The organism is Plantactinospora mayteni, from assembly GCF_016862935.1.
In the GTDB taxonomy this organism is placed as follows: Bacteria; Actinomycetota; Actinomycetes; order Mycobacteriales; family Micromonosporaceae; genus Plantactinospora; species Plantactinospora mayteni.
In genome coordinates, this window is record NZ_BONX01000071.1 from 1 (window position 1) to 20,994 (window position 20,994).

Here is a 20,994-nt window from a genome sequence, read left to right on the forward strand (position 1 = left end):
CCCTTCGCCTGACACACCCGAAGGCGGGATCCGTGTTTGCGCGAGGTGTGTCAGTCCTCGAGCATCACCAGATCGAGCATGTGGAGGTGCTCGGAGTTCGCGATCAGATTGATCTCGGCGATTTTGTCGGCGAAGGTCGTGAAGGCGAAGACCACGCGGGGTCGGCCGGCCTGAGTCCACAGCGCGCCGGGCACCCCGTCGATCAGTGCCAGACGTGCGTGGAGGGCGCGGCCAGAGAGGGCGTCGGCGACCGCCGAGGCGCCATGGACCAGCCCGGTGGCGCCCATGACCGTAGCGGCGCGGTCGGCGCGGAGCACGGCGTCCGGGTGCAGTATCTCGAGCAACGCGTTGAAGTCACCGCGCCGCGAGGCAGCGAGGAACGCACGGACGATCTCCCTCTGCCGGGCCAGGTCGGTGCCGGGGGACGGTGCCGCTCCATGGACACGGCGTCGGGCTCGGCTGGCGAGCTTTCTGGCCGCGGCCGGCGTCCGGTCGACGATGGGAGCGATCTCCTCGAACGGCACAGCGAACACGTCGTGCAGCACGAAGGCCAGGCGTTCGTTGGGAGCCAACGTGTCCAGCACCACCAGCAGCGCAAGGCCGAGCGAGTCGGACAAGATCGCCTGGTGCTCGGGGTCGTCGCTGCTGTGGGCCAGGTGCAGCACGGGCACGTCCAAGGGATCTTCGCTCCGAGCGGTACGTGAGCGCAGCATGGTCAGCGCCACGCGGGCGACGATAGTGGTGAGCCACCCGCGCAGGTTTTCCACCTCGCTCGTGTAGGACCGGTTGAGCCTGAGCCAGGCTTCCTGGACGGCATCGTCGGCCTCGGCCGCCGAGCCGAGGATCTGGTAGGCCACCGCCCGCAGATGCCCGCGGTTCTCCTCGAACCGGTCGGTCAGAAAATCGCGTTCGCTCATCGGTCACATTCCTCCGTCGCAGCAAGTCATTGTCTATGACTCGCGAAACGTCGCGGGTGTGACGAGCAGCAGGACGGCCGGGTGGCGACACCGTGGTGTCGTTCATGCCCGGCTTGAGCGCACCCGTTCTCCATCGGAGGAAACATCATGTCCGCACGCATCCCGCCACGGCTGCGCATGGCCTTCTACTGGGTCCTGGCCGCAGAGTTCTTCGTCGGCTTCGCCACCAAGTTCTGGCCGGGCCCGACGTTCTTCGGTTCGGCGTACTCGGTGAAGTTTGTCGATTGGGGCTTTCCCGCCTGGTTCAGGTTCGTCGTCGGCGCCATCGAGCTGACCTGCGCGATCTTGCTGGTCATCCCACTCAAACGGTTCAGATTCATCGGCGCCACGGGCCTGGTCTTTCTCCTCACCGCCGCGGTCACCACGCACCTGATCGATGATGCGGCACTCTACGAAGAGGTCTCGGCTCCCATCCATCTGGTGATCATGACCATGGTCGCTCTAGCGAACTGGCCGGCCGACTGGAAAGACCTCGTACACCCGCAGCGGGACAACCCCGCCACGCCGACAAGCACACGAGGCGTGGAGCACAGCACCCCATGATTGGCGCTCACACCACAGGCATAGATCGAACCTGACCAGGCGTCCATAGTGGTTGGTCACACTTGGCGCTATCCAGACCAGACCCAGCCATTCAAACGCTGTCAGTGCCGGATCCGTGGTGGATCATTTCGGGGTACAGGTGATCTCAGCGGCCGTCCGGAGTGGATCTTCCCGTTCACCGGGTTGCAGCCCGTCCAGTTCCGCAAGCCGGTCTGACTGGTCGCCGAGCGTGGCGGTGACGCGATCGCCGACGGCCGGCCCGGCCGGCAGTGGTCTCTCGACCTCCCCGATCGGGTGCTGCTCGTCGCGTCGTAATGGCGGACGAACCTGACGATGCGGCAGATCGTCCGCTGTTCGGGGTGTCCACTCCGCCGCTCACCCGGTCATCGACACCGTCGGCCCCCTGCTCGCCCTGGCGCCGGTACGCCGTCGCCGGGTCGATCGGATCGCCATCGTCGACGGCACCCTCATCCCGACCCGGGACCACCGCCTGGCCGCCCGGAGCAAGAACTACCGCTACAGCACGAACCTCCAGGTCGCCATCGACGCCCACACCCACCTCGTCGTCGTCCTGGGCGACCCACAACCCGGCAACCGCAACGACACGATCGTCTACGCACCTCAGGCCTCGACCAGAAGCTGGCTGGACGGCTGGTCATGGCCGACGGCGCCTACCGCGGCAACCCCGAAGTGATCATCCCGTGCCGCAAGCCCGCCGACGGCAGGGAGCTACCCGACTGGAAGACCGACCTGAACAAGCAGCGTCGCACCGTCCGGGCACAGGTCGAACACGCACTGGCCAGAATGAAATGCTTCAAAATCCTGCGCGACTACCGCCGCGCCGCCCACACATTGACCGACACCGCCTCCGGCATCGCCCACCTTCACAACATCATCCTGACGGGCTGACACCCGCACCCCTGCCGGCAACGCCTCCACCGAGCTATGAGCCATCCTGTAGGTGTACCTGGCAGCCGCGATCGTCACGATCCGTCAACTCATCCAACGCGCCCCGCGCGCTCTACCGCTGGGACACCCGACCCACCACCCGCAGGCTCAAGTAACACCAATTGCCGGTCACTCTTAGCTGGTCGTCCAGGTAGGCGACATCCTCCCCGGTGGGCAGGGTAGCCAGCACGAAGGCTCCGGCGACACCCGGATACGCGCCGACCGAGGCGGGCACGACGTGCAGCCGCACCCGGGGATGTTCCGTGCCCACCTTCACCAGGCGCAGCAACTGCTCGCGCATCACCAGCGGGCCGTCGACCGGGCGGCGCAGCACGTGCTCGTCCAACACGGCGACGAGCTGCGGCGGCCGCTCGCCGGTCAGCACCGCCTGCCGCTCCAGCCGCGCCGCCGCCCGCCGCTCCACCTCCTCCTCGTCGAAGAGGCCGACGCTGCGGAACAGGACGCGGGCGTAGGCCGCGGTCTGCAACAACCCGGGCACCACCACGTGCTCGAACGATCGGAGTACGGTCGCCTGCGCTCGTTTGCCTCCCACTCCCGCATCCACTGCGGCGACCGAACCGCACCAGCATCCGGGCGAACGCGCCGCCGGTGTCGAGCGCCGCGTCGACCAGATCCCAGAAGTCCGGCGGTGGCTTACGTGCCCCGGTCTCGACCATCGCCACCGTCGACGGCGAATAGCTGATCGCCTTCGCCAGGTCCTCCCAGGTCATCTTCCGCGCCGCCCGCATGTGCCGCAGCTCCTCGATCAGCACCCGCAAACGCTCGTCCATCCGCAGGCCTCCTCACCACCGCGCCCCGCGTTTCTCACGGACCTCACCGGCGGCCCCGTCAGGCACACCGGGCAGCCGAATGCCTTTCGAGCGTAGTGCTGTCCTCACCAGACTGTGCACAACGGCACCGCCCGGATCCGACCCGAGAGGACGGGCGAAACCGTGGAGGGGCCGTCCGGTACGTCGGCGACGGACGGCCCCTCCTCCAGGTCAGCTGCCGAGAAAGGGAGGGCGACGTTGACCGGCTCTTCGCAGCCCACGCGGCCCCACGTCCCCCTCCGCCCGATTGTGGCTCTGCCGGCCTGCGGCGCCCCGTGGCCCTGCGCCACCGCACGGCTCAGCCTCCTGGCCGACTATCGGAGCAGCCACGTCGCCCTGTCGATCTACCTCGCCGGGATGCTGTACAACGCGGTCGAAGACCTGCACCGCCTCAACCCGCACGGCGCACCGAAGCCCGGAGCGCTGCACGATCGTTTCCCGGACTGGGCTGCCCCACGGGCACCGCGAATGCCACAGCCCCCGGACGGCTGACGGTCGGATAAGCGCAACGTCACGGTCGAGCGCCACGAGCCGCCATACCCACCAATGTCCCCCACCGGCCACCCGCCCAGCCCCGCCGGGCCCCTGGACGGCACGGCCTCCCGCGCCGTGAACGGGACACCGTGCACAGCTCGATGAGGAATTTGAGCATCGTGCACGGTGGCCCTGCAGGATGCGGCGTCATAGCGTGCTCTCCGTGCGGATGTAGATCGCACCAGATTCAGAGAGGATGCACTCCTTGAGACACATGACGACGGTTCGGGGCGGACTCGCGCGGACGCGGCGCGCTGTTGGCGGGGCCCTCGCTCTCGTGACCGCAGCGTTCGTGGTGTTCGCCGCACCGACGTCAGCCATGGCCGACGAGTCTTGGTACGACGACTGCGTCGCCTACGCGAGTTCCGTTTGCCAGACCGGCGTCCAGGTCGGAGGCCCGGCAGGGGAAGACGAATGCGCCACGGCGTCCGCGGACATGCACTACACGAGGGTCTGCATCAACTTCGACGGTGACTACGTCTACGTCAAGGACGGCAAGGAGGACACGCACTCGGCGATCGCGGCAGTCACGGGCGGCACGGGCTCGGTCACGGGCCGGTACTGTCGCAACCCCTATGGAAACGGCACATGGGCCAGGTGCAACTTCGACTGGACCGAGTCGGGTGAAAAACGGGTTTATGGCGGCTACAGGGTCAGCGACAGCCTTGTACACGCCACCGGGGCTATCATCGTCTTCACCGGTAACTGACCGTCTTCAGGGCGTCCCGGCAGCCGTTACGGCCGCCGGGACGCCCTTCTCGATCACCAGTCGCTGTTTCCCACGATCCGGCCAGTGAGGGCGCCGACGGACCCGGCACCACTCGATCCGGCCATGCTCGGGCCGAGACAGGGCCCGCGCGCGGCCGACCGGGACTCGACCACGGCGCCGCGCCGACCGCAGGTTGAAGATCAAGCCGCGTCCTCCATGGCTGTTGCCGTTGTCCTCGTGAGGCCGGTCTATAGAGGGAGCTCCCAAACTCGCACGGAGTCACCGTGTGCTGTGCTGATGACCACTGGGCGGTGCTTGAGGTCGGTTAGGCGGACGCCGTATACCTCGCCACTGTGTTCGCGGAACGGCTGGCCGAGCAGCCGGTGCTGGGTCAGATCCCAGACGCAGATCGTGCCGTCCTCGGCACCGGTGACAGCGATCGCACGGTCATTCACCGTGCCGGCGTCCAGGCAGGAGATTCTGCCGCTGGGAACTGTGAACGGCTCGGCCCACTTGCCGGTTTCCGGATCGCCCCGCACAAGGCTGTGCTCGCCTGCAGCCACTACGTGCGTGCGGCCGTCCACGGCAGCCAGGGCGAAGTCGCACAGTTCTTGATCGAGATCGTCGAATTCGGCGAGCAAGCATTGCTCGTCGATGTCCCACACGAGCACCCCACCATCGTTGCCGCCAGCCACAACGACCGGTCGGTCGCCCAGCATTCCCGCCGCGACGGCGCTGCTGGCGTATGACTGGCTGCACAACTCCTCAACCTCGACCAGCAGGTCGTAGGGCGAAGGCTGATCCAGCTCGGAATCGTCCGAGGCATCATCGTCATCGGGCTCGGCCACCGACGGGTCCCACAGTTGCAAACTCCACGTACCCGGAAAACCCACGACGAGCATCGAGCGTCCGCCGAAGTCGGCCCTGACCGCCGAGCCCATACCGCCTTCCTGCGCGCTCAACCTCACCTGGCCGGTCTCCAGGTCCCACATCGCGAAGCCCTGGTGGTCGCCGCCACCACCGATCACGATCCGGCCGTCCACAACCGCCGCGCCGAGCGCCCAGAGTTCCGTGTAGTCCCCGTCCGACTCTTCCAGCCAGGGGTTGTCGAGGCGATGTTCCGTCCACCGGTCGGCCATCGGGTCCCATGTGCAGGCACGGTGGGAGCGGTCGGGGGTGCCGACAAGAACCAACCGGCCGTCGAGGACGACGAGGTCAAAGTCGCGGATCCAGCCGCGGGGAGGCGAGCTGACGATGATGGAACCGGGTTCGGACATGCCCGGAATCCTAATTAAACCTCCCATCGACGAAACTGCTCAAAACGTGCGATATCGTGTCGCACCGACCTGCGGCAGATGTGAGCATGGGTGAGCCTGGACTTACCGTCGAAGTTCGGCTACCTCGCCCAGCCGCTTGAGCTTGTGCGGGTTGCGGATCGCGTAGATCTGGGTGATCCGGCCGTCCTCGATGACGAACGACACGGCCGTGTCGTTCTCGCCGCCGGGGTCGATGCGCGCCGCGATGCCGCCGTTGACGTCGACGATGAAAGCCCTGGCGTCGGGGGCGACCTCGGCGAAGCGGGCCATCACCGGGGCGAGCTTCGCGGCCCCTCGGACCGGCTTCGGGGTTGTCGGGGCCAGGCCGCCGCCGTCGCCCACGACGAGCACGTCGGGAGCCAGCACCTTGAGCAGTCCGGGCACGTCGCCGGTGGTCAGGGCGGCGAGGAACCGCTCGACCACCTGCTCCTGCTCGGTCCGGCTCACCGACATCCGCGGCCGGCGTGCCGCCACGTGCTTGCGGGCCCGCGTCGCGATCTGGCGCACCGCCGCTGGCGACTTGTCCAGCGCCTCGGCGATCTCGTCGTACGGCACGTCGAAGACCTCGCGGAGCACGAAGACCGCGCGCTCCGTCGGTAGCAGCGTCTCGAGTACCGCCAGCATGGCGATCGACACGCTCTCCGCAAGCTCGACGTCCTCGGCGACGTCCGGGCTGGTCAGCACGGGCTCGGGCAGCCACGCGCCCACGTACTCCTCGCGCTGTCGCGCGAGCGTGCGCATCCGGTTGAGGCAGAGCCGGGTCACGATCCGCACGAGGTATGCCCGAGGGTCCCGGACCTCGCAGCGCTTGGCGTCGACCAACGCTGCCCACCGCAGCCAGGTCTCCTGCACCACGTCCTCGGCGTCGGCGACCGAGCCGAGCATCTCGTAGGCGACGGTGAACAGCAGGCTGCGGTGGGCGACGAAGGGTTCCTCGCTCATGACGCGGACGCTACTCCCGGTCGCTCGGCCAGCGGCTTCAAGCCGCACGTGGCGGCGAAGCCGTCGGACTCGATGCCGAGCGCCACGTTGCCACGCGTGCTCATGTTCGCGAATGCGATCACCGAGGTGAGCTCGACCACGGCCGCCGGTCCCAGCTCGGCGTGCAGCCGGTCCACCAGCTCGTCGGTCACGGTCGGCGGTGTCTGGCTCATCGCCTCGGCGTACTCCAGGACGTCCCGCTCCAGGGGAGTGAAGACGTCCACCTCCCGCCATCGCGGGATCTCGCGCGCCTTCTCCACGTCGAGCCCCTTGTTGCGGGTCTCGAAGTAGTTGAAGTCCAGGCACCACGTGCAGCCGACTAGCGACGCGACGGCCATATGGGCGAACGACTTCAGGCCCTCGTCGCAGGCATCCCACTTCTGCACCTTGCCGCCGAGGCCGAAGCTGGCGAACAACACCTTGGGGTTGTGCCAGTAGACGCCCACCGCCGTCGGCACCTTGCCCAGTCTCTTCTCGATCATCCGCTTGATCAGGGCTCCCTTGACGCCGGTGATCTCGGCCGAGGGGATGCGGGTCGTATGCTCCATGTCTCCTCCTGCGTCGCTGGCTGTACCGAGGGGTTGGTAGATCGTCATGCCATGGAGACACCGGCCGTGCCGAGGATGTGACATCGAGCGGGAGAAACGACTGGCCTGCTCGTCGTAGCGGCGCGGTGTACTCGATCGTGCTAGGCGGGGATCGAGGAGATCGCGTACTTGACCTTGGCGCCCAAGCGCACGGTGACCGAAACTTCCGCCCCCGACTTAAGTGCGGCGGCCGGGGCGCGGCGGTACGACCTTCCGTACGGCCGAGCGGAACGGCCGGGTAGCGACGGCGCATTGCCGCACCGCCGCCCCCTCAGAACCGGACGTGCACGATTTCCATGCATCCGGCTCAAGTAAGCCCTGTGGGCCGCTGGCGTGCAGAGCCAGCACACCACGCCACCGACCCGAGTGCGACAACGCCCCGACCAGCAGATGCGCCTCCCGGCCACACCGCCACGCCGCCGGCGGGTCCGGCAGCTCAACCCAGTCGAACTAGGTCTCCGCACCCGCCGGATGCTCGATGATCGCCACGTCCCGGCCGCGGGCCGCGTGGCACGCCTGACAGGACGGGCGCAGCCCCAACCGCCGGATCGCCGCCGTCAACGACTGGTACGAGCCGGTGAACCCCAACAGCCGCAGCTCATCCAACAACGTCGAGGCCCACAGATGCGGATCGTCAGCCAGTCGGATCCTGCAGTACTCCACGAACGGGTCGATCAGATCCGGCACCGACTTACGCCGCACCCCCGGCTCACGAACCCCATTCAGATACGCCCGAACCGTCTTTCGATCATGACCCAGATGCCGCGCGATCGAGATCGACTACCCCCACCGTCGCAACGCATGCGCTTCCACGTCTTCCTCCCAGAACAGCACTGCCACCCTCCGGAGTCACGGCCATGAACACCGCGACCAACGGAGACCGCCATCCATGTGGGACGGCTCTTCTGGGTGAGGAAAATGATCTAGCGAGACCGAGGAAGATCAGCTAGCGGCGACACCATCACACCGATCCGGTACCAATCTGACGTTCGACGAGATCTCCGCACCCCGACCGCAATGTCGGGACCTGCTGCCGGCACTCCTTTGTGGAAGTTGGTGGTGCGCGGGCCGTGGAGATCGGGCGTCGCGGTCGCCACACCCGGCAGGTGCTCCCGGGGTACGGCCGACGATCTCGGCCACTTCGGCAAAGGAGTGAAAGAAGACATCGTGCAGGACGAACGCGACGCGTTCGGCCGAGGTCATCGAGTCGAGCACAACCGGGAAGGCCATGTTGACCGACTCATCCAAAATGACCCGTTCGGCCGGGTCGACGATGTTGGCGCCCGGCCGTCCGGTGCTCCGCTCCGTACGTCCGGGTAGCGGCTCGGGGATCCATTCGCCCACATAGGTCTCTCGCCGGGCCCGGGCGGAGTTGAGCAGGTTGAGGCAGATGCGGCCGGCGACCGTCGTCAGCCAGGCGCCGGGGGATTCGATGGCGTCCTGCTGCTGGAGGGACGTGGCGTACCAGCGGGCGTAGGTCTCTTGGACGGCGTCCTCGGCCTCGGCCGGAGAGCCCAGGAGCCGGTAGGCGAGATTCATCAGCTGGGCGTCGCTCGCTCGTGATCGCGTCCAGGCCGGGATCGGGCCGGCCGTGTCCAGGCCGGGGTCCGGTGGTCATGGTGCCGACGGCTCCCTTGGTCGTGTCTGCCCTCATTAGTTCGACAAGACAGCCCCCGAAATGTGAGGCCGGTGCGTCGCCTCACATTCCGCGGGGCTGTCTTGTCGAACTAATAAGACAAACACATCATCCAGCGAACAGGGGGCGCAGAGACGTCATGACCACCTCAATGCGGGCAGCCCCGTTCACCGACCCGGCGTCCGCGCAGCGCCTTGAGCGGGCGGCCGCTGCGCTGACCGCACACGGTTTCACCGTGGAAGTCCTCGACGACGCCGCAGCCGAGCGTACCCGCGTCAAAGAGCTGATCCCGGAGGACGCCAGCGTGTTCACCGGGGCCAGCGAGACCCTCCGCCTGTCCGGCATCGATGAGGACATCAACGCCGGCGGACGGTACCAGGCCGTCAAACCACGCCTCCTGGCCATGGACCGCGCCACCCGGATGGACGACATCCGGCGGGTGGGCGCCACCCCGGACGTCATCGTGGGCAGCGTGCACGCGGTCACCGAAACCGGCTCCCTCGTGATCGCCTCAGGAAGCGGAAGCCAGCTACCCGGCTACGCCGGCGGCGCCGCCCGCGCGATCTGGATCGTCGGGGCGCAGAAGGTGGTACCCGACCTGGACACCGCGCTGCGCCGCGTCGAAGACCACTGCCTCCCGCTGGAGACCGCCCGCACCCAGAAGGTTCACGGGTGGCCCAGCGCCATCAACCGCCTCCTCATCCTCAACGCCGAATTCCAGCCCGAGCGCGGAACCGTCCTGCTGCTCCGTGAAGCCATCGGCTTCTGAATCACCGGCACTCCTCATCGGGGAACCCAATTGAGGTGTCATCAGCGACAACCGTAAGGAGCACACGATGAATGCCCACTTGAACCTGGTGGGCAGCCCGGTCGCCGCCAGTTCCCTGAAGCAGATCATCGGGGCGGCGAAGGCGCTCAAGGACTCGACGCTGCCGGCCGCGACGATCGCGCTGGTGGAGATCCGCGCCAGCCAGATCAACGGCCGCGGTGCCTGCACCAACATACACACCAAGGCCGCGCACCCTGGGATACCTCCACCCGTCTCAACCGGATCGCGACCTGGCGGGAGGTCGTGGTGTTCACCGACGCCGAGCGCGCCGCCCTGGAACTGACCGAGCAGGGGACCTGTATCGCCGACGCTGCCGGCGGCGTCACCGACGAGGCCGGGGCCAACGCCGCCAAGCACTACAACTCGCGATCCAGCCAACAGGATACTCACCGACATCATGGAGGACACGAATGAGCGACCTTGCGACCATCGCTGACCGCACCGAGATCGAGGTGCTGCGCGGCGAACACCTCGACGCGGCCATGGTCGGCGACTACGACCGTTTCGCGTCGCTGTTTACCAAGGACGCGGTGTGGCGGATTCCCTTCGCCAACGTCGAGCTCACAGGGTGGCAGGAGATCCGCGCCGGGATCGAACGGATGCAAACTGCGTGGGAGTTCTGGGTGCAAAACAGCCACCAGGGCACGATCCAGCTCGATGGCGACGCCGCGTCCGGCCGGGAATACATCTTCGAGATCGGTCGCCAGCGCGACGGCAGATCGGTCGTCATGTATGGCCTGTTCCACGACCGCTACCAGCGCACCCGGCATGGCTGGAAGTTCACCGAGCGCGTCCTCGAGCCCAGATACCTCGACACCACTCCGCTGACGGGCGCACCGCCCCAGGGATCCTGGGACGACCAGTAACCCGCAGGCCGCTGGTTGTACTGCCCCGGGAGGTTCCGATCGTGGTGCCATGTGATCGGATGCTTTTCGGTGTCAGCGAGGGGCTCCAGGTCCCGCCGTGGACTGATCACGGCGGGTGCCGCGCATCGCCTCACTGGCTGGTGTCCCGCTGGATACGTGTGTCGGCAGAAACCCACCGACACACGCACCGATCCATGCCCAGCTCGCCGCGTTGTCAAACGTGCCGGGCTCGACGCCGAGCCTGCCGACAAGGGCCGCCTCTATCGGGAGTTGGGGCTTGTCAACGGCCAATCAGATTTGGCCGTTGACATTGAGCCCGGTTCAGCGCCGTTGGGAGCACGGCAATGCTCCCAGTCCGCTCCCCCGACAACCACAACCCGCACCCGACCTACCAGGCGATGATCGAGGTAGGTCGTGGTCAGCGCACCATCAGTCTGCCCGCCGGCAGGACCGCACCGCCTGCCACCTGGCAAGGTCTACGCTGTGGCCCACGGCCATCGCGGAATCTGAAGTTATCCTCACAAACACTGCATGATCGCGCGGTGACCGCCCTCCTGCGCGGCGACTCACCGAGCAGGACCGCGAATGTCGCCGCCGGACTACGCTGCGGCAGTGATCGCGCCGCGGCAGGTCGTTCTGTTCGCTGACTACGGGCAGTTCTACGTTCAAGACGCTGATGCTCACGGCCAGGCGATGCGCGCCGGCGCGGCGATGGACCCTGATCGTCCAGCAGGTTGCTGGACCGCCGACGCCGTCTAGATACACCGGATTGGGCTGGAACCGCACTCGATCTCGGTGGGGACGGCACGTGAGGACCTCGTTGAAACGGTCCTGGCAGTCCGGTCCAGCCCGCCGCAACTGACCGCCAACGCCGAGCATGTTGTTGTGGAGGCCGACCTCGACGTCCCAACCGGCGTCGCATCAATCGTGGGCTGCACGCAGCCGCCCAAGCCCGAATACGCGTTGATCGTGACGCCTGGCCGGTACCGCGTGCGAGTCTCCTACGTACCGTCAGCTCCGCCCGCCGGCTCCAACCCAGACATACCAGGTGACTATCTCAGCTACCAGATCGACATCTGGCCAGCCACCGCACCAAGCGCCCTCACGGTCGCCAGACAGGGACCGACTCCCTGGGCAGGCTGATCCGGCGCCACGGGATGCGCCTCCAGGTCCCCAATCGCGAAGTGTCACTGCCGTATAAGGGTGCGACTCGCGGTACAACCGCACCGCGTGCTGGCGTAGCTCGTCCGGGTACTTCTTCGGTGCCGCCACGGATGACTTTCTCCCCACGGCCATCAGACCATGATCAAGAATGATGTTCCCCGGGTTTCACGGAGTCGTCGTGGTTGGTTTCATGCCACGGACAGGGACATCGGTCGGACTCTCTCATACTCGATCGGGCTGAGCATGCCCAGTGAGCTGTGGCGGCGTTGCCGGTTGTGGAAGATCTCGAGGTAGTCGAAGATCGCGTTGGCGAGTTCGATCCGGGTGCGCCACCGCTGTCGATTGAGGAGTTCGGTCTGCATGCGGCCCCAGAACGACTCCATCATGCCGTTGTCGTAGCAGTCGCCGATCGAGCCCATCGACGGCGCGAGGCCGGCGTCGTGGACCCGACGGGTGAAGACCCAGGAGGTGTACTGCCGTAGTCGCTACTGATGGGCGTGACCGCGCGCCACGCGATGCCAGCCAGGTGGTCCGCCACGCGCCGGCGGAAGTACTCGTCGTCGTGCCGCAACGCCCCGGCGTAGCCGTCGATGACCAGCCGCCTCCCGCCGAGCTTCCGCAGCGCCGAGGCGATACACGCATCCGCCAGGTTGGCATTGAAGTCGGCATCGACCGATGTCGCGGACCATGACCTATACGACCGCTCGTCGAGCAGGGCTGCCCGGAGCGGCTCGACCGGCCGTGGGTCGCCGGTGAACCCGGAGAGCGCATCAACGAGCGACCCGACGTCGTCGAAGGACGCCTTTGGGTCACGCAGGATGTGCCACAACCGCCGGCACAACGGGTCGACCGCCGCCTGATCGCCCAGCCGGCCGAGGATGCCGGCCGCCCGGTGGCGGACCGCCGGGTACGCGTCGTCCAGGGCCGCGCACAGCGCCGCCACGACCAGCGGACCGCCCGACGTGTGCAAGACATCCACCGCAGCCAGCCGTGCTGGCACCCCGGCCGCGATGTCACTCACCGTGTCGAGCGGCGCCTGCGGCGCGGCGTCCCGCCTGCCGCGCAGGCGACGCCAGATGTCACTCGACAACCACCTCATCCATGCTCCCTACCAGGCGGTCGGCACCCCGCCACACCGTCAACCGCACGCACCGATCGCCGTCGTACCCACGGCCGCAGAACCAAGGGTGGGCCAGACGATAACCGTCACGCCCATCAGCACTCATGACGGCTAACCATTCCTCGGCGTAGGCCGCGCAGGGCGCGGTCGTGTGTCCACGCCTTCCCCGCCTGGGCGACCACGCGGTCAGCCAGGGCGAGATCTCCGTGAGCTCGATGACCACCGCCGCCACAAGCACGGTCAGGGCGGGGTCGTCCGGAGACGCCGCGCCGAGGACCAGACTGTGCCGGACGATCTTTGTCCAGCCGAACCGGGGTAGCCAGGCGCCGCCCGTCCTTGAGTTCGAGGTGGACGAGATGGTCCGCCGCTACCTCGCGGGTGAGCCACGGGAGAGGGTCGACGCCCCGACGAGCACCCCGGCCTGCGTGGCTGCCGCCACGGCCTTGACGAGTCCTTCGCCGTCGATCGCGATGGTCTTGTCCCGTCCGGTGCCGTGTGCACCTGCGGAGAAAACGACGGCGTCATGCCCGCGCATCCACCCCGCGAGCGTTCCGAGGTCGTCCGCGACGAGATCGCCTGCCAGTGGCATCGCACCCGCGGCGATCACCGTCTGAGCCTGAGATGCGGCGCGGTGCATCCCCGTCACCTCGTCGCCGCGTGCACTCAACAGGGCAGCGAGCCGTTGGCCGATCCCACCTGCTGTACCGATCTGGAAGACCTTCATGGCCCACTCCTTCGCATCGCCTCACCGGAATGCACAGGGGTCGCGTCAACCGCGACGCAGTCGGTCACCAGGGGAGGTCCACGGCGTCCCAGAGCGTGAAGGTGCCAGTGGCCCCGTCGGGCCCGAGGCGGGCGACGCGTACGATCTCGCGCGCGGCGTCCTGGACCGACTCCGTACCCTCGAAGTTGACCAGTGCGGTGTTCGCGAACCCGGGCGAGACGAGGTTGACCTTGATATCGGTCCCCTCCAGCTCGACCATCATGGCCAGCGTCACGGCGTTCAGCGCTGTCTTGGATGCGGCGTAGACGGGCTCGAAGTTCGAGTGCCACGGGGAGGTCGGGTCGGCCATCATCGTGAGCGAGCCGACGGCGCTCGTGACGTTGACGATGCGCGCGTCCGGCGACTCGCGCAGCAGCGGCAGCATCGCCTGATACACCGCCAGGGGGCCGAAGACGTTGACCTCCCATACGGCCCGTACCTCGTCCAGCGGCACTCTGCTCGCGACCGAGAGGGCGCGAAGCGTGGCCATGTCGCCAACGTCGGTACGGGTGGTCGAGATGGCGGCGTTGTTGACGAGCAGATCGAGATGGCCGGCGTCCTCACGGATCCGCTCGGCGGCTGCGGCGATCGAGGTCGCGTCGGTCACGTCGAGCTGGAGCGCGGTGGCACCGTCGCCGATCTCGGAGGCCGCCGCCTGGCCGCGCGCGAGGTCGCGGGACCCGAAGAACACGGCGACCCCGTCCGAGACCAGCTCGGTGGCTACCTGCTTGCCCAGGCCCGTGTTGGCTCCGGTGACAAGGGCGATGCGATTGTTGGGCACGAGAACCCTTTCCTGTGGTACGGCTGTGGCAGACGAGCGCGCGTGCCAGCCGGGGTACATCACGCTCAACAACCACTGTGCGGGGACCCGCGGACTGGGGGGAGGGCCACCTCGACCCTGGGAGTGGCAGGACCAGGCAACGCCACCTCGTGAGAACTACCATCGACGACAATGGCGAACGAGACCGGTGGGGGCCGCGAGAACAGGCTCGGCGACTACCTGCGTGCTCGGCGCGAGCTGGTGTCCCCGACGGCTGTCGGCCTGCCCGAGGACAGACGACGTCGGGTTTCGGGGCTGCGCCGCGAAGAGGTGGCCATGCTCGCGGGCATCAGCTCGGACTACTATCTGCGGCTGGAGCAGGGGCGCAACCGGAACCCCTCGGTGCAGGTGCTCGAAGCCATCGCCCGGGTGCTACAGCTCGACGAGTCCTCCGTCGAGTACGTCCTCGAACTGAGCGCCACAAAGCCACGAGCACGTCGCACACCCCGGCGCCGTGAGACCGTCAACCCCCGGATCATGGATCTCGTCGGTTCGATCAACCTGCCGGCGTTCGTCACCGGCCGGTACCTGGACGTGCTCGCGATCAACCCGTTGGCACTGGCCCTGTCTCCAGAGTTCCGGTTAGGGGAAAACCTGCTACGTGCGGTGTTCCTCGACACGGACGAGCGAATGCACCTCGACCGACGCGAGATAGTCGCGATCTTCCGTCAACGCGTGGGATCCGATCTCGACGATCCACGGGTCGTGCAACTGGTCGGTGAGCTGTCGCTGGCAAGCGATGGGTTCCGGAAAGCCTGGGCTCGCCACGATGTGCGGCCGCCCCGGGGCGGACTCGTCCATGTCGATCACCCGCAGGTCGGCCCGATGGAGCTGAACCTCTCCAAGCTCGCCATCGACGAGACCGGCGACCAACTGCTCGTCATCTACCACCCCGCCGATACGCACCCGCAGAGCAGGGACCAGCTCGCCCTGCTCGCGTCTCTGGCCGCACAGACGCGACCCGTCCTCCGGGCGGAAGACGTTCGCTCGCCCACAGACTGAACCTTTTTCAACCTGAACCGCGCGGTGCGTCCGCCCCGACTTCCACCTCCCGCCACGACGGACCGCAAGGAGAGGTTGAAAAAGGTTCACTGAACCACCCGCGCGGGCACACAGGTGGTTGCAGGAAGGGGGCGGCGCTGCCGGCGTGCACCCGAGCCTCTGACGCTGTCTCTTGGAGGTGGCCGGTCTTTACCGCGAAGCCAAAACCATGATCGGCCATAGGTCTCCACCCGCAGGTCCGCCAGCCCGCGTACGCGGCTGTGCGAGCCGTCGCGTCCGATCAGCGATCCGGCATTGGCGGAGTCGCCGACAACCTGCTGCCGTGCGGCCGGGACGGGGGGCCAGGTCGCCCCGCCTGGTGGTGGTGGCCGGATATCCCGACCACCACCACCTCGGCGATCACTGCGCGGGCCGGATGGTGCCGTGATCAACACCCTGGCAGATTCGGCCCCGGCCGATCAGGAACTCAGCGGCGCGGGGTCGGTCGGTAGGCGTCGTTGACGTCGACCGGAGCGCCGCCGCCGAGGTTGCCACCGCCGGGGATGTAGATGGTGCCACCGACCGCGACTGCCGCCGTACCGTGTCGTGGGCGGGGCATCGGAGCGAGGCGGTGCCAGCGGTCGTTCCGGGTGTCGTACACCTCGTTCTCGGCGAAGATGCTGTTCGATCCCTCGGCCGGATTCCCCTCCCCACCGAAGGTGTAGATCCGGTCGCCGACGACGGCGCTCGCGATGCCGCCGCGCGGGGTCGGCATCGGAGCGCGCCGCGTCCACCGGCCGCTGTTCAGGTCGAGCGCGTAAACGGTGTCCCGCACGTTGACCTGGCCGCGGTCGCGACCGCCGAGCACATAGAACGTCCCGCCGACGATCGCGCCACCGACGTGGTCACGGGCCTCGGGGAGGCTGGGCAGCGTCGCCCAGCGGCCAGTGACGACGTCGTACGACGACACGGTGGCCACGGTGTCCTGTAGTCCGCCCGGGCCGGGAGTCAGGGTACGCATCCCACCGGCGAGGTAGATCCTGGTCCCGCGTACGCCCATGGCGGCGCTGCCCCGCTCGGTGCCGGCCGGTACCGGAGGAAGCGTGGTCCAACGGTCGGTCCGCGGGTCGTAGACGAAACTGTCGCGCAGGGCCTGCCACGACGCGCCACCGGAGAGGCCGCCGAGCACGTAGAGGCGCCCGCCGACGGCCGCCACGTTCGGGTGGTTCATGGCGACGGGCAGGGGCGCGGCCTGCGACCAACTGTCATGCCGGGGGTCGTAGACCTCGACCCGGTCGGTGGTGGTGACACCGCCGGCGGGGTTGGGCAGGATGCCGCCCATGACATAGATCCTGCCGCCGACGGCGGCGACGCTGTGTTCCTGCCGCGGGCCGCCGGCGATCGGGGCCAACGGTTCCCAGCCGCTACCGTAGGCCGCTCCGCTGCCAGCGGGCGGAAGGGTCGGGGTGGTCGGGACGGTGTGCCCCGGATGCGCCTGGGCGGGTACGGCTGGAGCCAAGGCGATGGCGCTGGCGAGGGTGAGAACTGTCCGTCGTCGCATTTGCTGCCTCCGATGAATCGGTGTGTTGGCCGGTGGTCGTGGTAAGTCGCACGGACCGACGGCTCACGCGGGGGTTGTCAGCGAACCCCGCCAAGAGATCGTCGCTTGTCGCTGCCACGCGACCGGCTGGTCGCGCGGGTGAACCGGTACCTGCATCGTTCGGGTCAACAATCGGAGAACCTCTGCCGCGCCGCTTCCGCTCCTCGCCGCGGCTGCGGTGCGGGTCGGATTGGTCCCGAGCCAGCACCGCAGCGCTCGCGCAAGAGGGCATCGGGTTCCGTGTGGCCGGGAATGGTGGCACTTTCGCTTATCTACACGCCGCCGGCAGTCCCGACTCGACTATCACCGTGAATCACGCGGGCTAGTTGGTGCCAACCCAACAAGACGCTACTAATCGCCACCCCGGTTCATCCAGGCATCGAGCGCGCCGTTCCGGGCGATCCTGACCCAGTCGGCCCGGCCGTCGCCGTCGAGTTCGGGCAGCGCAATCACTCCGCCGGTTCCGGTGGCGATCTGACCACGTTCGAGCCAATCGGAGCGGCCGGTGTTGAACCAGGCGGTCGGAACACCGCGGGCGTCCAGGGCAATGTAGTCGGCCCTACGATCGCAGTTCAGGTCGGCGAACTCGATCTGTGTATTTGACCGCGACGGGAGGTTGGTCAAGATCGCGCCCCCGGGTTGCCATCCGTTGTGGCCCGGAGTGTCACCGCCGCGGTTGTAGAAGACCTCGACCCTGTTGTTGAAATCGAGCAACCGTACGTAGTCCGCCCGTCCGTCGCCGTCCAGATCGGCGAATCTGATCCGGTCGACCGGACTGTCCGTGCCACGACCGTAGTTCAGGTGAGGTTCGAAGCCAGCGTGCCACCCGTCGGCGTCGACGGTGTCCCCACCGCGATTGTAGAAGGCGTCGATCACGTTGTTCGGCCTGATCACGATGTAGTCGTCGCGGCGGTCGTTGTCGAGATCAGCGAAGAACACCCGGTCGGGTCCGAGGCCCGTACCCATCGCGATCTCGCCACGATAGATCCAGGTGCTACCGCCATCCCGGCTGCGATTCAGCCAGGCTGTCGCCGCGCCGGTCGGAGAGATCCAGATGATGTCGTCGACGCCGTCGCCGTCGATGTCGGCGTACCTCATCGCACGGGCCACGTCCGGGTCGCCGGGCAGGCCGCCCCAGATCCGTCCCCGGGGGTCGTATCCGCCTCGGACGAGGCACCCGCTGGGCTGCTCCACCGGTGCGGGAGACTCCACCCAGCCGTTGATCAGGGCGGTCCGGACGCCTGCCACGAAGGCGTCGGCGATCTTCCGGTAACCGGCGTCGGTCGGGTGCACCACATCGGCCAAGTCCGCGGTGGTGACCGCGCTCAGATCCACCCGTACCAGGTGATCGCCGTTCACTATCCGCGCATCGAGCATCTGCCGGATGGCCGCGTTGTAGGCGTTGATCCGTCCCTGATAGGCCTCGTCCTGGGACGGCGGCAGCGTCGCCACCACGATCGCGACCCTGGGCGACCACTGGTAGATCTGGTCGATCAGCCGGCTCAGCCGACCCGGGGCGTTGGCCACGTCGACGTTGCGCACCATGTCGTTGGTGCCGGCGAGCAAGGTCACCACGTTGGGCCGCATGGCCGGCACGGCGTCAGACGCCTCCTGGGCGATCTGGTCGATCGTGTATCCGGGCCAGCCTTCGTGGTCCCGGTCCGGGATGCCGGAGCCGTGCTGACGCTCACCGACGAGGTCCCGCCTCTCCAGGGAGTCGAACAGGAGCAGGCTGTCCGGGTTGCCGAACAGTTGGCCGTCGCTGATCTGGCCGATGTCGGCCTGGATCTCGTCGCGGGCGCCTGACTCGTTGCCGCTGCCCAGCCCCTGGGTGATCGAGTCGCCCATCGGCATCAGACGGATGGAGGACGGCGGTTCGGCGTTCGCCCGGAGCCGGCCGACCGCGACCGGCCGGTGATCCGACGGCGGTATGTCGACGACCCAGCCGCTTCCGACGTCGTCGCCGAAGTTGTCGGTGACGAAGTAGTCGAGCCTGCTCCCGCTGTTGTGGGTCGGCGTGTTGCTGTTGGTGTGCAGGATGCGGGCGACGGGAAAGCGGTCCCGACCGGCGAGCACATTGGGCTCGACGTTGAAATCGCCGCCGACCGTCCACTGATAGGTGACGTTCCGGTCGTCTGCCCATCGCATCACCTGGTCGTCGACGGCGTCCAGCAACACGGCGGAGTCACCGCCGCCGCCGGAGAGCCCGTGTACGGTGAAATACCAACTCGCACCGTACCGGACGCCGAGGGCGGTGCGACCGGCGTCGACCGGGTTCTGGACGACGTTCACCTCGTCGGGCTGGCCGTTTACGACCATCGCTAGATTGACCCGGCCGCCGACCCCGTTCTGCGTGTGCAGGAAGTAGATGTCTCGCATGTCCGGACGGGACTGGGTGCCCAAATTCCAGCTGTGGTGCTGGATGGTGTGAGTGACGATGGCGCCGTGCCCGTCGATGGTGGTGCGGGTCAGGTCCGGCAGCCGAGTGGCCGACTCCGCCGGTGCGGCACCCGCCTCCTGCAACATCACGATAGAGAACTGCCGGGCATACCGCCGGACGGAGTTCTGCCACTTGTTGTTGTTGGCGCCCGCCTCGTTGGCGCCCTGCATGTTCCAGGTGAACAGGGGGGTACTGGACAGCGGCCGGTCCTCCGCGACGGCCGGGCCGCCGTGCCCCACCACGACGAGGGTGGCAGCCAACACGACGATCACGGCGACGACGCCAATTCGCGGGCGGTGCTTCAGAATCGAGGTCATGGCAGGGTGTCGCCCCCGTTGTTGAGGTAGCCCACGACCGCCCCGTCGCTCCGCATCACCAGGTAGTCGATCTGCCGGTCGCCGTTGAGTTCGGCCAGCATGATCCGGTCGATCGGGTCACCCGTACCCCTCGCGTCCCCGGTGGACGGCAACCACAGTGGGACACCGTCCCTGAGTTCCGCGTTGGCCCAGACCGTCAGTCTGCTGCTCAGTTCGAGGATCAGCAGGTCGTCGCGCCCGTCGCAGTTGGCATCGCCGAAGCCGAGGCGGGCTTCTCTCAGCAGGACGTTCGTCTCGGCGACCAGACCCCAGGCCGACCAGCCGTCATACCCTGGCCGGTCACCGCCGTTGTTGCGCCAGGCGTACATCGGCTGATTCCAAGCTGCCTGGGTCACATAGTCGTCGTCACCGTCGTCGTCGAGGTCTCCGAAGAAGATCTGGTGTGCCGACGCACCGGTACCGCGGGCGATCTGGCCCACCGGGCGCCAGCCGGGTGTGATCCCGTCCGGACCGGTCAGATCGCCGCCCTCGTTGATCCAGGCGTCGATGGCGCCGTTGTCCTTCACGACCAGGTAATCGTCCCTGCCATCGCCGTTCATGTCGGCGAACTTGACCCGGTCCGGCGCGAAACCGGGACCTGAGGCGATTCGCCCGCGGTAGGACCATCTGCCGTCGCGATCGTTGCGCCATTCCCGGACGCCGCCGATCTCGTCGAGCAGCAGGCGGTCGTCGTCCCCGTCACCGTCGAGGTCGGCGAACCGAACCAGGCCCGGACCGGTGATCCCAGGGATCGCAGGGGCCACCACGCCCTGTGGGATCCAGCCATTGCGCTCGGTGCACCGGTCGGCGGCAGCCTGGTCGGCCGATGCCTGAACCGGCGCGATGAGTGGTGACAGTCCGGTTGCCAACATCGTGGACACGACGATGCACGCGCGAAGACTTCGCGGACGGCGTCGCCTGTCGGAGACTTTTCTTGCTGTCGACACACACGGCTCCTATACCTGTGCAGGGGAATTTGTTGCGGTCAGTCGTA

Annotated in this window: 22 protein-coding genes and 3 pseudogenes; 10 read left to right on the forward strand and 15 right to left on the reverse strand. The window is 67.6% G+C overall.

Annotation, left to right across the window (positions count from 1 at the left end):
- Positions 1–50 precede the first annotated feature (50 nt).
- Complete coding sequence (locus Pma05_RS39535; RefSeq protein ID WP_203862670.1) at positions 51–917, reverse strand: sigma-70 family RNA polymerase sigma factor; 867 nt, start codon at positions 915–917, stop codon at positions 51–53.
- Positions 918–1,064: 147 nt separating this feature from the next.
- Here Pma05_RS39535 and Pma05_RS39540 point away from each other — a divergent pair, with 147 nt between their 5' ends.
- Together Pma05_RS39540 and Pma05_RS39545 are read left to right on the forward strand one after the other, a co-directional pair.
- Complete coding sequence (locus Pma05_RS39540) at positions 1,065–1,520, forward strand: DoxX family protein (RefSeq protein WP_239314093.1); 456 nt, start codon at positions 1,065–1,067, stop codon at positions 1,518–1,520.
- 118 nt (positions 1,521–1,638) lie between these two features.
- A pseudogene (locus tag Pma05_RS39545) lies at positions 1,639–2,429 on the forward strand (transposase family protein).
- Positions 2,430–2,541: 112 nt separating this feature from the next.
- Here Pma05_RS39545 and Pma05_RS43195 read toward each other — a convergent pair.
- Positions 2,542–3,021, reverse strand: coding sequence for a DUF5753 domain-containing protein (locus Pma05_RS43195; RefSeq protein WP_239314094.1), 480 nt, complete (start codon positions 3,019–3,021; stop codon positions 2,542–2,544).
- Positions 3,022–3,079: 58 nt separating this feature from the next.
- Positions 3,080–3,259: pseudogene (locus Pma05_RS44225) on the reverse strand (helix-turn-helix domain-containing protein); the annotation flags it as partial.
- A 288-nt stretch (positions 3,260–3,547) separates the two neighbouring features.
- On the opposite strand from Pma05_RS44225, the gene Pma05_RS39555 reads away from it, so the two are divergent.
- Together Pma05_RS39555 and Pma05_RS39560 are read left to right on the forward strand one after the other, a co-directional pair.
- Positions 3,548–3,790 (forward strand): hypothetical protein, encoded by a 243-nt coding sequence (locus Pma05_RS39555; RefSeq protein WP_239314096.1) that lies wholly within the window; start codon positions 3,548–3,550, stop codon positions 3,788–3,790.
- Between the two features lie 247 nt (positions 3,791–4,037).
- Positions 4,038–4,541 (forward strand): hypothetical protein, encoded by a 504-nt coding sequence (locus tag Pma05_RS39560; protein WP_203862673.1) that lies wholly within the window; start codon positions 4,038–4,040, stop codon positions 4,539–4,541.
- A 248-nt stretch (positions 4,542–4,789) separates the two neighbouring features.
- Here the strand turns inward: Pma05_RS39560 and Pma05_RS39565 are convergent, their stop codons facing one another.
- The 5 genes from Pma05_RS39565 to Pma05_RS39585 all read right to left on the reverse strand — a co-directional run bounded on the left by Pma05_RS39565 (position 4,790) and on the right by Pma05_RS39585 (position 8,964).
- Positions 4,790–5,818, reverse strand: coding sequence for a WD40 repeat domain-containing protein (locus Pma05_RS39565; protein ID WP_203862674.1), 1,029 nt, complete (start codon positions 5,816–5,818; stop codon positions 4,790–4,792).
- Positions 5,819–5,920: 102 nt separating this feature from the next.
- Positions 5,921–6,799, reverse strand: a complete 879-nt coding sequence (locus Pma05_RS39570) for an RNA polymerase sigma-70 factor (protein WP_203862675.1) — start codon at positions 6,797–6,799, stop codon at positions 5,921–5,923.
- A complete protein-coding gene (locus Pma05_RS39575) occupies positions 6,796–7,386 on the reverse strand; it encodes a carboxymuconolactone decarboxylase family protein (RefSeq protein WP_203862676.1) in 591 nt (196 codons plus the stop codon). The genes Pma05_RS39570 and Pma05_RS39575 overlap by 4 nt, the downstream gene beginning before the upstream one ends.
- Before the next feature lie 489 nt (positions 7,387–7,875).
- On the reverse strand, positions 7,876–8,127 hold the full coding sequence (locus Pma05_RS39580; RefSeq protein ID WP_203862677.1) for a hypothetical protein: 252 nt from the start codon (positions 8,125–8,127) through the stop codon (positions 7,876–7,878).
- Between the two features lie 240 nt (positions 8,128–8,367).
- The gene (locus Pma05_RS39585) at positions 8,368–8,964 is read right to left on the reverse strand and encodes a sigma factor (RefSeq protein ID WP_203862678.1); all 597 of its coding nucleotides are present in this window, start codon (positions 8,962–8,964) and stop codon (positions 8,368–8,370) included.
- A gap of 236 nt (positions 8,965–9,200) precedes the next feature.
- Here Pma05_RS39585 and Pma05_RS39590 point away from each other — a divergent pair, with 236 nt between their 5' ends.
- The 5 genes from Pma05_RS39590 (at position 9,201) to Pma05_RS43205 (ending at position 11,515) form a co-directional block, all read left to right on the forward strand.
- Positions 9,201–9,830 (forward strand): LUD domain-containing protein, encoded by a 630-nt coding sequence (locus Pma05_RS39590; RefSeq protein WP_203862679.1) that lies wholly within the window; start codon positions 9,201–9,203, stop codon positions 9,828–9,830.
- Positions 9,831–9,897: 67 nt separating this feature from the next.
- Positions 9,898–10,173, forward strand: a complete 276-nt coding sequence (locus Pma05_RS39595; protein WP_239314097.1) for a carboxymuconolactone decarboxylase family protein — start codon at positions 9,898–9,900, stop codon at positions 10,171–10,173.
- Positions 10,137–10,304: a carboxymuconolactone decarboxylase family protein gene (locus tag Pma05_RS43200; protein WP_239314098.1), complete on the forward strand. Its 168-nt coding sequence runs from the start codon at positions 10,137–10,139 to the stop codon at positions 10,302–10,304. Before Pma05_RS39595 ends, Pma05_RS43200 begins: the two co-directional genes overlap by 37 nt.
- Positions 10,301–10,756 (forward strand): nuclear transport factor 2 family protein, encoded by a 456-nt coding sequence (locus tag Pma05_RS39600; protein ID WP_203862680.1) that lies wholly within the window; start codon positions 10,301–10,303, stop codon positions 10,754–10,756. The genes Pma05_RS43200 and Pma05_RS39600 overlap by 4 nt, the downstream gene beginning before the upstream one ends.
- A gap of 612 nt (positions 10,757–11,368) precedes the next feature.
- Entirely contained in the window at positions 11,369–11,515 is a 147-nt protein-coding gene (locus Pma05_RS43205) for a hypothetical protein (RefSeq protein WP_239314099.1), read from the forward strand.
- 593 nt (positions 11,516–12,108) lie between these two features.
- Here the strand turns inward: Pma05_RS43205 and Pma05_RS39610 are convergent.
- The 4 genes and pseudogenes from Pma05_RS39610 to Pma05_RS39625 all read right to left on the reverse strand — a co-directional run.
- Positions 12,109–12,396 (reverse strand): annotated as a pseudogene (locus Pma05_RS39610) (transposase); the annotation flags it as partial.
- The gene (locus Pma05_RS39615; RefSeq protein ID WP_239314104.1) at positions 12,303–13,019 is read right to left on the reverse strand and encodes a HEAT repeat domain-containing protein; all 717 of its coding nucleotides are present in this window, start codon (positions 13,017–13,019) and stop codon (positions 12,303–12,305) included. The gene Pma05_RS39615 and the pseudogene Pma05_RS39610, both read right to left, overlap by 94 nt.
- A gap of 388 nt (positions 13,020–13,407) precedes the next feature.
- Positions 13,408–13,764 carry an NAD(P)H-binding protein gene (locus Pma05_RS39620; protein WP_203862683.1) on the reverse strand — a complete coding sequence of 119 codons (357 nt, stop codon included), beginning with the start codon at positions 13,762–13,764 and terminating at the stop codon, positions 13,408–13,410.
- A 64-nt stretch (positions 13,765–13,828) separates the two neighbouring features.
- Positions 13,829–14,644 carry an SDR family NAD(P)-dependent oxidoreductase gene (locus Pma05_RS39625; RefSeq protein WP_203862699.1) on the reverse strand — a complete coding sequence of 272 codons (816 nt, stop codon included), beginning with the start codon at positions 14,642–14,644 and terminating at the stop codon, positions 13,829–13,831.
- Positions 14,645–14,755: 111 nt separating this feature from the next.
- Here Pma05_RS39625 and Pma05_RS39630 point away from each other — a divergent pair, with 111 nt between their 5' ends.
- Positions 14,756–15,625 (forward strand): helix-turn-helix transcriptional regulator, encoded by an 870-nt coding sequence (locus Pma05_RS39630; protein ID WP_203862684.1) that lies wholly within the window; start codon positions 14,756–14,758, stop codon positions 15,623–15,625.
- 466 nt (positions 15,626–16,091) lie between these two features.
- Here Pma05_RS39630 and Pma05_RS39635 read toward each other — a convergent pair whose 3' ends face one another.
- The 3 genes from Pma05_RS39635 to Pma05_RS39645 all read right to left on the reverse strand — a co-directional run bounded on the left by Pma05_RS39635 (position 16,092) and on the right by Pma05_RS39645 (position 20,872).
- Positions 16,092–17,165: a Kelch repeat-containing protein gene (locus tag Pma05_RS39635; RefSeq protein ID WP_203862685.1), complete on the reverse strand. Its 1,074-nt coding sequence runs from the start codon at positions 17,163–17,165 to the stop codon at positions 16,092–16,094.
- A gap of 390 nt (positions 17,166–17,555) precedes the next feature.
- Positions 17,556–19,961: a GDSL-type esterase/lipase family protein gene (locus Pma05_RS39640; RefSeq protein WP_203862686.1), complete on the reverse strand. Its 2,406-nt coding sequence runs from the start codon at positions 19,959–19,961 to the stop codon at positions 17,556–17,558.
- The gene (locus tag Pma05_RS39645) at positions 19,958–20,872 is read right to left on the reverse strand and encodes an FG-GAP repeat domain-containing protein (RefSeq protein WP_203862687.1); all 915 of its coding nucleotides are present in this window, start codon (positions 20,870–20,872) and stop codon (positions 19,958–19,960) included. The genes Pma05_RS39640 and Pma05_RS39645 overlap by 4 nt, the downstream gene beginning before the upstream one ends.
- Between the last annotated feature and the right edge of the window lie 122 nt (positions 20,873–20,994).